The following is a 14,573-nucleotide window of genomic DNA, read 5'->3' as shown; positions in this document are numbered from 1 at the left end:
GGTCCAACGTTTACGGAATTTCGCATGACCCGCGCGCTGTGACACAGCACGGACCAGCCACTGCAGTACGAGTGACTGTTCGAGGCTACTCGGGTTCGGATGCGAAATCAAACCGCGGCGGTGGGGATCACGCAACCCGACACGCCGATGCTGACTTCACCGAATCCTTCCGAGACGCAATGTGGCGGCCATCACCTGCGGTACGCTACCGCTCATGACATCGAGGGGGATCGTTGTCGCCCGGCCACCGTGTGCCACAGTCGGTTCGCGTCAGGCCACCGCCGCCGGCCTTCGCCGATGACGAATGCGGTGCATTCTGCACACAATTTCACGCATCCATCCCCAGCCCGACCGGGCAATTTCCCCTGGTTGTCCACACCTGTGGATAATCATGTGGAAATCCGGTCGACTCTGTGGGAGGAAGCTTCGTGAACGACGAGCCTAACGCGCTTGCCGATGTATGGGCGGACGTCGTTTCCGAGCTCACCGTGGACAACGGTGGATTGTCGAAGAGTCAGAAGGCATGGCTCAATCTCGTCAAACCCATCACCCTGGCTCAGGGCTTCGCGCTGCTCTCGGTGCCCTCCACGCTTGCGCAGCAATCGATCGAGCGTGATCTGCGCGAGCCCATCCTGCGAGTCCTCAACCGCAATCTCGGGCAGGGTGTGGAAGGACTCGGCGTTCGCGTCGAACCCAGAGAGCGGGTCGACGACCCTGCCGAGGATCCCTACGCCGAACCGCGCGACACATTGCCTCTCGAGGGGCTTCCGACAGAACCCGCCTCGCGTGAGTCCAGGCCGCGCGAAACCGCACGTCGCGACGCCGATCCGAGGGAACGGCGCACCCCCCGCGACGCCATGCCCGGCGGCGACGGCAGGGGTCCCTATCATCGCCGTTTCGGACCCGGATACGACCACGAGCCTCTCGAACCCGACCACGGGGACGTCGACGAGGTCGACGACGATCATGAGGCGCTCACCGCGGTGCGCGAGTCCTGGCCGTCGTACTTCACACAGCCTCCGCCTCCCGAAACGCCGGCGATCGGCAGCAGCCTCAACGCCAAATACACGTTCGACACTTTCGTCATCGGTGCGTCGAACCGCTTTGCGCACGCCGCCGCCGTGGCGATCGCAGAAGCTCCGGCCCGCGCCTACAACCCTCTGTTCATCTGGGGTGCGTCCGGCCTCGGCAAGACACATCTCCTGCACGCCGCGGGGCACTATGCACAGCGACTCTTCCCCGGGATGCGAGTGAAGTACGTCTCGACGGAAGAGTTCACGAACGACTTCATCAACAGCCTCCGCGACGACCGCAAGGTCGCGTTCAAACGTCGCTACCGCGAGACGGACATCCTCCTCGTCGACGACATCCAGTTCATCGAAGGCAAGGAAGGCATCCAGGAGGAGTTCTTCCACACCTTCAACACCCTCCACAATGCGAACAAGCAGATCGTCGTCTCCTCGGACCGTCCGCCCAAGCAGCTGGCCACGCTCGAGGAACGGCTGCGGACCCGTTTCGAGTGGGGCCTGATCACCGACGTCCAGCCGCCGGAACTCGAGACGCGCATCGCCATCCTCAGTAAGAAGGCACGGATGGACGGGCTCGACGTGCCCCACGATGTGCTCGAGCTCATCGCCAGCCGGATCGAGCGCAACATCCGCGAACTCGAGGGCGCACTCATCCGGGTCACGGCGTTCGCCTCCCTCAACAGGCAGCCACTCGATCTGACCCTCGCCGAAGTGGTGCTGCGCGACCTGATGCCCGATTCGACGGCACTCGAGATCAACGCCTCGACGATCATGGCGGTGTGCGCCGAGTACTTCGGTATCTCGATCGACGACCTGTGCGGACCGGGTAAGGCACGCCCGTTGGCCCAGTCCAGGCAGATCGCCATGTACCTGTGCCGTGAGCTCACCGACCTGTCACTTCCCAAGATCGGACAGACGTTCGGTCGCGACCACACGACAGTCATGTACGCGGACAAGAAGATTCGCAAGGAAATGGCCGAACGGCGCAAGATCTACGATCAGGTGCAGGAGCTCACGGCCCGCATCAAGCAGCGTTCGAAGCGGTAGCGAATACGCACTGCACGGCCACTCACCAATCGGGAGCGTCGACACGACGCTCCCGATTTTTTCTGTCCACAGCCTGTGGGCAACCTTCCGATTCCGTCCCGGATCTCGAGAAAACAGACGCACTCACACTTGTGGACAACGGTGTGCAGAACGTGGGATCTTTGTGGACGAACGGTGGACAGAAGAAGAACAGTCTCGAGGAGTCCACATTCATCCTCGAGAATTCCTCGAGTTCATCCTCGAGTAGGACCCCCTCGAGAAGACCGCCTCACCAGCCTAGACGGTTGTTCGTCCACAGATTCCACAGGACCTATTACTACTTCTGTGAGTTCTTCTCAGAAATACTCTTTCAAAACAGGTGTGTGGATCCCTCGAGTCCACAGGCCCTCGAGAGTCCTGTCCTCGCAACGGTGTCCGGCTTTCCAAGCAGAGCTCGAACGCCTACCGTGGAGCCGCATCCCCGACGCCGAGCAATGGAGTCGGGGCCGTGTGTCAGACTCGTAAGACTTGTCGATGACCACGATCGAGAGAGGATCCCCCGGGCGATGGAGCTTGGAAGCATGAAGTTTCGTGTTGCTCGCGAGGACTTCGCCGACTCTGTCGCATGGGTGGCACGAAGCCTCCCGTCGCGCCCACCGGTTCCGGTGCTCGGTGGAGTGCTGCTCGGAGCCGAGGAGCAGGGCCTGACGGTGTCGGGCTTCGATTACGAGGTCTCGGCGCAGGTACATGTCCCCGCAGAGGTCATCACTCAGGGCCAGGTGCTCGTGTCGGGCAAGCTGCTCGCCGACATCACCCGCTCACTCCCCAACAAGCCTGTGGATGTCGTCCTCGACGGCACTCGCGTGCTCATCAACTGCGGTAGCGCGAAGTTCTCCCTGCCGACGATGCCGGTCGAGGACTACCCTCAGCTTCCCGAGCTTCCGCAGCAGACGGGTGCGCTGTCGGGCGATCTGTTCGCCGAGGCGATCGGCCAGGTTGCGGTCGCTGCCGGCAAGGACGACACACTTCCGATGCTCACCGGCATCCGTGTCGAGATCGAGGGCACCGACATGGTGCTCGCGGCCACCGACCGTTTCCGGCTCGCGGTGCGCAAGCTCGAGTGGATGCCCACCGGTGAGAGCACCAGTTCGGCCGTGCTGGTGCCGGCCAAGACCCTTTCCGAGGCCGCGAAAACTGTTGGTGGAGCGTCTAGTCCGGTGGTCCAGCTGGCACTCGGCAGTGGCTCCTCCGTCGGTGCCGACGGTCTGCTCGGCATCGTCGCTGACGGTCGTCGTACCACGACGCGTCTCCTCGACGCCGAATTCCCCAAGTTCCGCCAGTTGCTTCCGGCCGAGCACACCGCGATGGCCACGGTCGAGATCGCACCGCTCGTCGAGGCGATCAAGCGCGTTGCTCTCGTCGCCGAACGTGGAGCTCAGGTCCGTCTCGAGTTCAGTGAGGGCAGCGTGCTCCTCTCGGCCGGTGGCGACGACGCGGGACGCGCCGAGGAATCTCATCCCGCCGAGTTCCATGGCGAACCGATGGTCATCGCGTTCAACCCGGGATACCTGCTCGATGGTCTGACGTCGCTGCACACCGACAAGGTGTCCTTCGGGTTCACCACGTCGAGTCGTCCGGCAGTCCTGCGTCCGGCCACCGACGAGGAACCGGTACCCGACGAGTCGGGCACGTTCGCTGCCCCCGACAGCGCCTATACCTACCTGTTGATGCCGGTGCGCCTGCCGGGCTGACAGGCAAGCAGAAAGTGGACGGTCCGTGTACGTTCGCACCTTCGCGCTGCGCGATTTCCGGTCATGGGAGACCGCGTCGGCCGATTTGACTCCGGGCCCAACGGTTTTCGTCGGGCCCAACGGACACGGCAAGACCAACCTGATCGAGGCGCTCGGGTACCTGTCGGGGCTGTCATCGCATCGCGTGTCCTCCGATTCTCCGCTCCTGCGCGCCGGGACCTCACGAGCGTTCGTGGGTGCTGTGGTCGTCAACGGTGGCCGTGAACTCGGCATCGACATCGAGATCAACGAAGGCAAGGTCAATCGCGCCCGGATCAATCAGTCGCCGGCGAGGAGACCGAGGGAGGTCGTCGGGATTCTCCGGACGGTGTTGTTCGCGCCCGAGGATCTGTCTCTGGTCCGCGGCGACCCGAGCGACCGTCGTCGGTTCCTCGACGAACTGCTCACCACCCGTTTTCCTCGCCTCGGGGGTGTGCGCGCGGACTATGACAAGGTTCTGCGTCAGCGCTCGGCGTTGCTCAAGACCGCCGGCGGGGTACTGCGCCGGGGCGCCCGCTCGAGTGATGGTGCGAGCGCGCTGGCGACGCTCGAGGTGTGGGATCGACACCTCGCAGCGCACGGTTCGGAGTTGCTCGCCGCACGAATCGCGCTGCTCCACGATCTCGCACCGCACGTTGTCGAGTCCTACCGGTCCATCGCGCCGGAATCACGTCCGGCGGTCCTGCGATATCGAAGCAGCCTCGGCGAGGTTCTACCGGCAGAGTTCGCCGATCCCGCGCGGGTGCCCGAACGTGACGACCTCGAACTGATCGAGGCCGCGTTCCTGCGCAGGCTGTCTGAGACGAGCTCCAAGGAAATCGAGCGGGGTGTGTGCCTTGTCGGTCCGCATCGCGACGACCTCGAGTTGATTCTCGGTGATCAGCCTGCGAAAGGATATGCGAGCCACGGGGAATCCTGGTCGTTCGCTCTGTCACTGCGCCTCGGTGCGTTTACTCTGCTCCGGTCCGACGGTACGGATCCGGTGCTCATGCTCGACGATGTGTTCGCCGAGTTGGACCGTCGGCGCCGAGCGGCGCTCGCTTCGGTTGCGGCGACGGCCGAGCAGGTCCTCATCACCGCGGCGGTACCCGAGGACGTGCCGTCCGAACTGATCGGTGCGAGGTTCCCTGTGCACGCCGAGGAAACCGAACGTGGCCGTATCTCCGTGCTCGGTGTGGCGGAGCGAGGAGAATCGGTCGGGGAGGTATCCGATGACGCACGATGACGGCGCCCGCTCGAAGGGCGACCGGACAGAACCCGACAACGGGGCAGAGCCCGAGCTCCGCGGAGTCGATCTGGCACGGCGCGCACTCGAGGAAGCTCGAGCTGCTGCGAAGGCCAGCGGTAAATCGGTCGGTCAGGGGCGTGCCTCGGGCGGCCGGGTGCGGCCACGTCGCCGCAAGCGTGGATGGTCCGGTCCCGGGCCCGACGACCGCGACCCCCAGCGGCTGGGCGCGTTGACCGGCGCCATCTCGAAGCAGCGTGGATGGTCCTCACACGTGTCGGAAGGAACGGTGCTGGGCAGTTGGGCGCGGGTCGTCGGCGAGGACATCGCCGCGCACGCACAGCCCACGACCCTGCGTGACGGGATCCTCCATGTCTCGGCGGAGTCGACCGCGTGGGCGACGCAGCTGAGGATGATCCAGTCGCAGATCCTTGCGAAGATCGCGGCGTCCGTGGGACACGGTGTGGTGAAGGAATTGCGGATCACCGGCCCCACCGCGCCGAGCTGGCGCAAGGGTGAACGACACATTCGCGGTCGCGGCCCCCGCGACACCTACGGCTAGACCGGAGCCCGCTCTCCGTGCGAGCGCCGAAAATTCGGCCGATGTAGGAATTCACTTTCGCCGGTCCGCGCCGAGCCGACTGTGGGGACGTCAGCGGTGCGGCAACCGCGCTCTGTGTCGCGGGGGGCATATGGACTCAGGCCAAGTAGAATGGACAAGAATGCGCCGCGCGCATGTGCGCGAGGCCGAGGCGGAAAAGGAGAGCTACCCACCCGTGGCTGCCGAGAAGTCGAACAAGAACAAAAGTGACTACGGTGCGTCTTCCATCACCGTCCTCGAGGGCCTCGAGGCGGTTCGTAAGCGTCCCGGCATGTACATCGGCTCCACGGGCGAGCGTGGTCTTCACCACCTCATCTGGGAGGTCGTCGACAACTCCGTCGACGAGGCGATGGCAGGTCACGCTACGAAGGTGGAGGTGACCCTTCTCGCGAACGGTGGAGTCCAGGTCGTCGACGACGGCCGCGGCATCCCGGTGGGAATGCACTCGTCGGGTGTGCCCACGGTCGAGGTGGTGCTCACTCAGCTCCACGCCGGCGGCAAGTTCGACTCCGACGCGTACGCGGTGTCGGGCGGCCTGCACGGTGTCGGTATTTCCGTCGTCAATGCGCTGTCCACCAAGCTCGAGGTGGAGATCGACAACGACGGCTACCACTGGGAACAGACGTACACGAACTCGAAGCCCGGCGAGCTGATCAGGGGCGAGGCGACCAAGCGCACCGGAACGACGGTGCGGTTCTTCGCCGACGACGGGATCTTCGAGACCACGCAGTACAACTTCGAGACGGTCGCGCGGCGCCTGCAGGAGATGGCGTTCCTCAACAAGGGACTGACCATCACGCTCACAGACGAGCGGGTGCTCCCGGAAGAGGTCACCGACGAGGTCGTCGCGGAGGTCGCCGAAGCGCCGAAGACTGCCGAGGACGAGGCCGCCGAGGCTGCCGAGCCTCCGGTGCACAAGACCAAGACCCGCGTCTACCACTACCCGGGTGGTCTCGAGGACTATGTCCGCCACATCAACCGCACGAAGACGCCGATCCACAACTCGGTGGTGGGGTTCACCGCGAAGGGCACCGGCCACGAGCTCGAGCTCGCGATGCAGTGGAACTCGGGTTACTCCGAGTCCGTCCACACTTTTGCCAACACCATCAACACCCATGAGGGTGGCACGCACGAGGAAGGTTTCCGTGCGGCGCTCACGAGCGTGGTCAATCGGTATGCGAAGGAGAAGAAGCTCCTCAAGGACAAGGATCCGAACCTCACCGGTGACGACATCCGAGAGGGCCTGTCCGCGATCATCTCGGTGAAGGTGGCCGAGCCGCAGTTCGAAGGTCAGACGAAGACGAAGCTCGGCAATACCGAGGTCAAGTCGTTTGTGCAGAAGGCGTGCAACGAGCACATTTCGCACTGGCTCGAGGCCAACCCTGCCGACGCCAAGACGATCGTGACCAAGGCCGTGTCGTCGGCGCAGGCCCGTGTCGCAGCGCGTAAGGCACGTGAGTTGGTGCGCCGTAAGAGCGCCACCGACATCGGCGGCCTGCCGGGCAAGCTCGCGGACTGCCGGTCGAAGGACCCGAGCAAGTGCGAGATCTACATCGTGGAGGGCGACTCCGCAGGTGGTTCGGCGAAGTCGGGACGCGACTCGATGTACCAGGCGATCCTCCCGCTGCGCGGAAAGATCATCAATGTCGAGAAGGCACGCATCGACCGCGTGCTGAAGAACGCCGAAGTCCAGTCGATCATCACGGCGTTCGGCACGGGCATCCACGAAGAGTTCGACATCGCAAAGCTGCGCTATCACAAGATCGTGTTGATGGCCGACGCCGACGTCGACGGGCAGCACATTGCGACCTTGCTGCTCACGCTGCTGTTCCGCTTCATGCGCCCACTCGTCGAGCATGGCCACGTCTACCTGGCGCAGCCGCCGCTGTACAAGCTCAAGTGGCAGCGTGTGGAGGCCGAGTTCGCGTACTCGGACCGTGAGCGCGACGTTCTTCTCGAGTCGGGCCTCGCGGCAGGCAAGAAGATCAACAAGGACGACGGGATCCAGCGTTACAAGGGCCTCGGCGAGATGAACGCCAAGGAACTGTGGGAGACGACGATGGATCCGAGCGTGCGCATCCTGCGTCAGGTCACCCTCGACGACGCCGCTGCGGCCGACGAGTTGTTCAGCGTGCTCATGGGTGAGGATGTCGAGGCCCGGCGTAGCTTCATCACTCGCAATGCGAAGGATGTGCGCTTCCTCGACGTCTGATCCTGCGGAGATGTGAAGTCGGGGCAGACTGCCCCGTCTCCGGCGTGTCGTGCCGGTAGGGCCTGCGATGTGTGATATTTCATGTCGCAGGCCCTACTGATACTCTCATTTCGGACTAATGCCGCTTACATTCAGCGGTTACTCATGAGTACACTCCTATCGGCCATCCGTATGCATGGCCGCCGAACAGGGCCATGAAGGGAATCACCCGGCGTATGTGGAAACCCGTCTTCCATATCCCCTGTATGTCCCGATATGGTGCCCTCACCCAGAAACGTCTCGTTCGACTGCATTCCAGCGGAAATCATGCTCACCGGTCGAGTGGGTTGGTCGTGAATGCTCGTCGCGCGGCGCGAACGGGTTGGAAGGAGAGCTGTAATCCATGAGTGACGAGTCACCGCGCCGGCAGCGGTGGTGGAATATCGAGGGGTGGGGACTTCGCAGGAAGGTCACTGCCGTTCTCGCCGTTCCGGTAACAGTGGCGATGGTCCTCGGTGGACTCCGCGTCGAAGCGGAACTCAGCAATGCGGTCCATTTTTCGTCCGCCGCTGACCAAGTCGTGGGTGTGCCCGACATCGTCGACTTCTCGACTGCTTTCGCAACTTCCACCGCGACCAATGCCTCCGGCACCGCCCGGCCGGACGACCTCGAGCTCCTGCGGGAATCGTTCGAGAAGATCAAGCCGCTCGCCGAGAACCCCGAGTTGGATCCCGCTGTCACCTCCGACCTCACCCAGACGATCGCCGCCGCAGAGACCCTCTACGGGCAGATGCAGGCCGGCCCCGTGCCGGTTGCGCAGATCGCCACGGTCTACAACGAGGTGCGCGACAACCTCAACCGCATCGTCGAGGCGATTCTCGACCAGATCGACGACCCGGACGTTCTCGATCACGGAACACGCCTGATCAACGCGTGGTACTCGCAGCGCTATCTGTTCGGTCAGGTGCTCGGCATCATCGAGATCCTCGAGAATCCGACGACTTCCGGCACCGCTCTCGTCACCGCATCCGGCGGCGAACTCGCGATGCTCGACCTCCTTGCCCGTTCGTTCCCTCTTGCCGACGCGCAGATCGCAGACCTGCGCAGCGGTATCGACCAGCGCACCGCGATGGTGGAAGCTGCAGGTCAGGGACCGCTTCCGGTGATGGATCTGCGGGAATCGATGCTCCACAGCGTCGATGTATACGCCAACATCATCAACGAAGCCTCACAAGCGATCACCACGACTGTCGTCGACCGCGCGGCGGAGACTCGTTCCGCCGCACTCCGAGATACTGCGTTCGTGCTCGCCGCGCTGCTCGTAGCCCTGGTCCTCGCGTTGCTCGTGTCGCGATCGCTGGTCGGCCCGATCCGTCGCCTGCGGTACGGCACCCTCAAGGTTGCGCGTCAGGAACTGCCCGAAGCCATCGACCGGATCAAGGTCGGCGACAGTATCGAGGACATCGAGTTCACTCGGGTTCCGGTGCACACGACGGAAGAGATCGGTCAGCTTGCCCGCGCCGTCGACGATATGCACGGTCAGGCTCTGCGTCTCGCCGGCGAGCAGGCGCACCTCCGTTTGCAGATCAGCGACATGTTCGAGACGCTCGCGCGTCGAAGCAAGTCGCTCGTCGAACAGCAGCTCGGGCTCATCGAGCGACTCGAGTACGAAGAGAAGGATCCGTCCCGTCTCGAGAGCCTGTTCAAACTCGATCACCTCGCGGCACGTATGCGCCGTAACGGCGACAACCTCCTGATTCTTTCCGGTACACGTATGCGCCGTGGCCAGTCCGCACCGGTGCAGCTCGGCGACATCCTGCGTGCTGCGATGTCCGAGGTCGAGGACTACCAGCGAGTCGAGATCGGTTCCACGCCCGACGGTGCGCTCAGTGGTGCCGTCGCGACGGACATCGTCCACCTGCTCGCAGAGTTGGTGGACAACGCGCTGCGTGCTTCTCCGCCGGACAGCACAGTCACCTTCAGCTTCGCGCGTGCCGTCGACGGTGGTCTGCTCGTCGAGATCGCCGACCGCGGAATCGGTATCCCCTCCGACGAACTCGAGTTGATCAACGACCGTCTCCGCCAGGGTGGCGAGGTGGGCCCGGACACCGCTCGTCATATGGGTCTGTTCGTGACCTCGCGTCTTGCAGATCGCCACGGGCTCACCGTGCGCCTGCGGCCGACGTTCGACACCGCGCGCAATCCCGGTATTACTGCGAGCGTTCATATCCCCGACGTTCTGCTCATGTCGCCGCTGGCGCTGGCCCAGCCGAGTCCCGTCGTTGTCGACGCCGAGGCGGAGGAGATCTCCGTCGAACAGCAACAGGAATATGCGCTGCCCGCGCCGGACGCCGACGAGGCGCCGGACCACGAACACTCGCAGCCGATTCCGGAATACCTTCCGGTGCGCGCCGACTCGCATCAGGACTCCCGCGTCGACGACCAGCTCACAGAAATCCGTCGTCCGGACACTGCCCCGGCAGGGTTCCAGCAGTCGGAGCCGGTGTACCGCGAACAGCGGCAGTCGCAACCGGTGTACCGCGAACAGCCGCAGCCGCAACCGGTGTACCGCGAACAGCCGCAGCCGCAATCTCAGCCGCACCTTCAGCCGCAGGCGTTCCACTCGGCTCCGGCCGCTCCGCCTCGGCAACAGCCGCCGCGCGAGCAGGCGCCGACTGGTCTGCCGCAGCGTCAGCCCGGTTCTACGCCGGGTCTTCCGCAGCGCAGCCCAGGCTCTACTCCCGGACTTCCGCAGCGCAGCCCAGGCTCTACTCCGGGTCTGCCGCAACCGGATGGACAGCAGGCTCCGCGAAGGATCCAGCCGGATGCCGCGGCAGCATTCGCGTCGGCGCTTCCGTCGCGTGCCAACCGCACACCCGTGGATCCGAGCGTCGAGAGCGGGCGTCGCGAGAACCTCGAGCGCAAGCATGACCAGCGTGAGCGGCAGGATCAGCAACCGCAGGGCGGGCTGCCGCAGTTCGGTGCACCGGATCAGGAGTCGTCGCGTCACGAGGCCCCGGTTCGGGAAGCACAGAACCAGGACGAGCAGAACCGAGAATCGTCCGGCCACGCAGCGCACGCCATGGCGGCCCCGCCGGTTCGTGAGTCGGGCCTTCCTCAGCGTCGTCCGGTTCAGGATCAGGCTCCGCAGCACCGTGGTTCGGAGCAGGGACGGTCGGCAGTTGAGGGCTCTGATCTTCCGCAGCGTCGCCCGGGTGCAACCCCCGGTGTTCCGGTGCGGGCAGTGCGGCCGCCGCAGGACGCCCCCGAGTCGGGTCTGCCGCAGCGCAACCCCGGTTCCACGCCGGGCCTTCCGCAGCGTCAGCCGGGCTCCACTCCGGGTCTGCCGTCACAGAATCAGAGTGGCCACACAGAGTCGAACGGTCGTGCAGCACAGCCGACTCGAAGCGAGCAGGATGCTCGACCGCCAGAAGTCACCTCGTCCGGACTTCCGCAGCGTCGTCCCGGTGCAACACCGGAAGTGGCGCCTCTGCAGGCAGGCCCGCCGACCAGCAGTGAGAACCGTCGTGGTGGAGCTTTCGGCCTGCCGCGTCGGCAGCCGGGTTCTTCGCCGCGTATCCCGCAGTCTGCGGCCCGGCCGGCAAGTATCGCCGATGGTGGTTCGGTGTCGGAGCAGTCCGATGCGCAGAATGCCGCCCGGCATCGTTACCGCACGAACTCGGCGAAGACCGCGTCGTTCTTCCAGCCGCGTCCGGATGTGGGTTCGCTGAAACCGCACTCCGCGGCAGGCAGTCCGATCTTCTCCGACATGATGTCGGACTGGCTCGTCGATCCGACGAACCTTCCCGAGGATCGACGGAAGCGCGAGTGGCATTCGGCGGCCGACTCCGGATGGCAGGCCGCGCAGCGTGCAGCGGAAGTGCCGGTGGAGGAACACACCACCTCCGGTCTTCCCCGTCGCGCGCCGGGCGAACGCCTCGTCCCAGGTGCGGTGCGCCAACCTGTGACCACGGAACAGCGCGCACTCCGACGTCGTGACCCGGAATCCATTCGGGCCAATCTCAGTCGCCACCAGCAGGGCGTTCGTAATGGGCGCGCGTCGGCGACGACAAGTAATCGCGAGAACAATGAACAGGGAGTTCGATGAACATTGATCATGGATCCGATGTAGCTCGTCCATTGGACTGGTTGGTTTCCAACTTTGCGCGCGAAGTCCCAGGTGTCTCGCATGCGGTGCTCGTGTCGGCCGACGGCCTCCTCATGGCGGCCAGCGCACATCTTCCGGTCGACCGAGCCGAGCAGCTCGCTGCGGTGACGTCCGGACTCGCGAGCCTCTCCAACGGAGTTTCGCAGTTGTTCGACGGTGGCGGAGTGTTGCAGTCCGTCGTCGAAATGCAGCACGGTTACCTGCTGCTCATGAGCGTCGGCGACGGCTCGCACCTCGCTGCGCTCACTGCTTCGGAATGCGACATCGGACAGGTTGGCTACGAGATGGCACTCCTGGTCGACCGCGTCGGTGCGTCGGTCGAGGCGACGCCTCGGGTCGGCCTGGGGTCCTGACGTCGAGGTGGCCATGGAACCGCGCAAGCCGGAGTCGGTGCCGGACCAGCCAAGTCTGGTCCGGCCGTACTCGCTGACTTCGGGACGCACCAGTCCTGCGGTCGAACTGGCGTTGGAAGCATTGATCCAAGCAATTCCGGGGACGGACAGTCGGGCCCGGGATCTGGACAACATCAACGCCACGATCTTGGAGCTGTGCAAGGAGTCCCCGTCGGTCGCCGAGATCGCAGCGAGGGTGGGTGTGCCGCTCGGCGTTGCCCGCGTGCTCGTCGCCGACCTCGTCGAAGCCGGGCATGTACAGATCTTGGCCACGCTGAAAGACGATTCGAGCGACGCGGAGCGTCGTGAGCTGATTGAAAGGGTCCTCAGTGGACTTCGCGAACTCTAACGCTACGAAGCGCGTGACCTCGACCAAGATCGTGATTGCCGGCGGATTCGGTGTCGGCAAGACCACGCTGGTGGGGGCTGTGTCGGAGATCGTTCCGCTCCGCACGGAAGCGCTCGTGACGAACGCCAGCGATGGCGTCGACAACCTTGCGGCAACGCCGCAGAAGTCGACCACGACCGTGGCCATGGACTTCGGCCGAATCAGTTTGGCCGAGGACCTCGTGTTGTATCTCTTCGGTACGCCGGGCCAGCATCGGTTCTGGTTCATGTGGGACGACCTCATCCGAGGTGCCATCGGTGCGATCGTACTGATCGATACCCGCCGACTGGACGAGAGCTTCGCCGCTGTCGATTTCTTCGAAGCGCGCAACCTCCCGTTCATCGTCGCGATCAACGAATTCGACGATGCGCCGCGGTACCCACTCGAAGACATCCGCCAGGCCATGGCCATTTCTCCGGAGGTGCCGATCGTGTCGATCGACGCTCGCTCGCGTGAATCGGCCAAGCAGGCACTTGTCACCGTCACCGAATACGCACTCCGGAAGTTGCATCAGCCGGTGGCGCAGTAGGGGATTCGGGTCGGCAGCCGTTCATCATGGGTCATGGATGACGGCGCGGGACACCATCACCTCGGCAATCGGGGTGTTCGTCGGAGTGGCGAGTGCGCGTACGCGCGCACTGCGTCAACCGGCGGAGTCCGTGTGTGGTGGTTGGGTATTGCCGCGTCGCGATCGATGACAGGTGGGTCACACTTGCCGTAACGGCGTCGGCTTGGTCTCTTGAATGGTTTCTCGTTCAGGGGTTTTCGATGTTCGTGACATAGTGTTTCTTCGGTATCGGGGGCCTTGCCGAATATTCGATCCATGTCACACGTCCACCGAGGATGTGTCGGTCCCCAGGGGGAACGTATGTCGCACGAACTTCACCACTTCTCCATGGGAATGTGGGTCTTCTTCCTGGCTTGGCTGACCTCGATCGTGGGGTGTTACATCGGCTTGACCTGCGCGCGCCGCGCGAGGGAGGCCACCCACCGCCGGGACAAGCGCCGCTGGACTGCATTGGCGAGCGTCGCGATCGGCGGGGTCGGCGTCTGGTTGATGCATTTCACCGGCATGATCGGCTTCGAGATTCCGGGAGTCGTCATCCGTTACAACCTCTGGCTGACTTTGCTGTCCGTTGTGCTCGCTGTCGGTGCCACCTGGTTCGGCCTCGCCGTCATCGATGCCGACGAGCCCTGGATGCAGTGGATGCGCGACGACCTGCGACTCCCGCTCGGGGGTGTGATCATGGGCCTCGCCGTGGGTGCGATGCACTACAGCGGCATGGCCGCGGTTCGTGTGGCAGGCACGCTCGATCAGGCGCTGACCTACGTCGTCGCGTCGTTCGCGATCGGAATCGTTGCCGCCTTCACTGCCTTGTGGCTCAGCCTCAATGTCGATAGTCGCGTGGTGCGCTTACCGGCTGCTGTACTGATGGGCTGTGCGGTCGTCGCACTGCACTACACAGGGATGGCGGGCGTGTCCGTGGTCCTGGATCCGATGGCGCAGGTGCCGGAGGGGATGCCCGCAGCGACGTTGCTGTTCCCGGGTTTCGTCCTCGGCGTCATCGCACTTGCGGCCACGGTTGTGCTGTTGATGGCGGCGCCCAGCGACCAGGATCTCCAGGACGAATACGAGATCGCGGACTGGATGGACGACGTTCGTTGAGGCACTGGTTCGGAGAAAGTGCCTGTCCTTGACGGCGGTAGCTGACCTGCACCTATAGACTCGGGTGGTTGCGAGACGTTCGTCGGGCCCGAGCTCGG

10 protein-coding genes are annotated in these 14,573 nt (G+C 64.3%); all 10 read left to right on the top strand.

Going from position 1 to position 14,573, the window contains the following annotated elements:
- Positions 1–428 precede the first annotated feature (428 nt).
- Complete coding sequence (gene dnaA, locus ACZ46K_RS04620) at positions 429–2,075, top strand: chromosomal replication initiator protein DnaA (RefSeq protein ID WP_464746905.1); 1,647 nt, start codon at positions 429–431, stop codon at positions 2,073–2,075.
- Between the two features lie 545 nt (positions 2,076–2,620).
- Positions 2,621–3,805: a DNA polymerase III subunit beta gene (gene dnaN / locus ACZ46K_RS04615; RefSeq protein ID WP_054805897.1), complete on the top strand. Its 1,185-nt coding sequence runs from the start codon at positions 2,621–2,623 to the stop codon at positions 3,803–3,805.
- 25 nt (positions 3,806–3,830) lie between these two features.
- The gene (gene recF / locus ACZ46K_RS04610; RefSeq protein WP_464746904.1) at positions 3,831–5,069 is read left to right on the top strand and encodes a DNA replication/repair protein RecF; all 1,239 of its coding nucleotides are present in this window, start codon (positions 3,831–3,833) and stop codon (positions 5,067–5,069) included.
- Positions 5,056–5,631 (top strand): DUF721 family protein, encoded by a 576-nt coding sequence (locus ACZ46K_RS04605; protein ID WP_464746902.1) that lies wholly within the window; start codon positions 5,056–5,058, stop codon positions 5,629–5,631. Before recF ends, ACZ46K_RS04605 begins: the two co-directional genes overlap by 14 nt.
- 214 nt (positions 5,632–5,845) lie before the next feature.
- Positions 5,846–7,882, top strand: a complete 2,037-nt coding sequence (gene gyrB, locus ACZ46K_RS04600; protein ID WP_464749236.1) for a DNA topoisomerase (ATP-hydrolyzing) subunit B — start codon at positions 5,846–5,848, stop codon at positions 7,880–7,882.
- 382 nt (positions 7,883–8,264) lie between these two features.
- Positions 8,265–11,969 (top strand): ATP-binding protein, encoded by a 3,705-nt coding sequence (locus tag ACZ46K_RS04595; protein WP_464746900.1) that lies wholly within the window; start codon positions 8,265–8,267, stop codon positions 11,967–11,969.
- Positions 11,966–12,382 carry a roadblock/LC7 domain-containing protein gene (locus tag ACZ46K_RS04590; RefSeq protein WP_054805599.1) on the top strand — a complete coding sequence of 139 codons (417 nt, stop codon included), beginning with the start codon at positions 11,966–11,968 and terminating at the stop codon, positions 12,380–12,382. The genes ACZ46K_RS04595 and ACZ46K_RS04590 overlap by 4 nt, the downstream gene beginning before the upstream one ends.
- Before the next feature lie 13 nt (positions 12,383–12,395).
- A complete protein-coding gene (locus ACZ46K_RS04585; RefSeq protein ID WP_054805600.1) occupies positions 12,396–12,770 on the top strand; it encodes a DUF742 domain-containing protein in 375 nt (124 codons plus the stop codon).
- A gap of 13 nt (positions 12,771–12,783) precedes the next feature.
- A complete protein-coding gene (locus ACZ46K_RS04580) occupies positions 12,784–13,338 on the top strand; it encodes a GTP-binding protein (RefSeq protein WP_054715879.1) in 555 nt (184 codons plus the stop codon).
- A 339-nt stretch (positions 13,339–13,677) separates the two neighbouring features.
- On the top strand, positions 13,678–14,475 hold the full coding sequence (locus ACZ46K_RS04575) for an MHYT domain-containing protein (protein ID WP_054805601.1): 798 nt from the start codon (positions 13,678–13,680) through the stop codon (positions 14,473–14,475).
- Positions 14,476–14,573 lie beyond the last annotated feature (98 nt).

This window comes from Rhodococcus sp. JCM 9793 (assembly GCF_055380405.1).
Note: the sequence above shows the minus strand (reverse complement) of the source record. Positions and strands in the feature narration are given on the sequence as shown.

What these genes read in the sequence shown, in the direction of transcription:
- dnaN (WP_054805897.1), top strand. Translation starts at nt 2,621, where the DNA reads ATGGAGCTTGGAAGCATGAAGTTTCGTGTTGCTCGCGAGGACTTCGCC.
- ACZ46K_RS04605 (WP_464746902.1), top strand. Translation starts at nt 5,056, where the DNA reads ATGACGCACGATGACGGCGCCCGCTCGAAGGGCGACCGGACAGAACCC.
- ACZ46K_RS04595 (WP_464746900.1), top strand. Translation starts at nt 8,265, where the DNA reads ATGAGTGACGAGTCACCGCGCCGGCAGCGGTGGTGGAATATCGAGGGG.
- ACZ46K_RS04590 (WP_054805599.1), top strand. Translation starts at nt 11,966, where the DNA reads ATGAACATTGATCATGGATCCGATGTAGCTCGTCCATTGGACTGGTTG.
- ACZ46K_RS04585 (WP_054805600.1), top strand. Translation starts at nt 12,396, where the DNA reads ATGGAACCGCGCAAGCCGGAGTCGGTGCCGGACCAGCCAAGTCTGGTC.
- ACZ46K_RS04575 (WP_054805601.1), top strand. Translation starts at nt 13,678, where the DNA reads ATGTCGCACGAACTTCACCACTTCTCCATGGGAATGTGGGTCTTCTTC.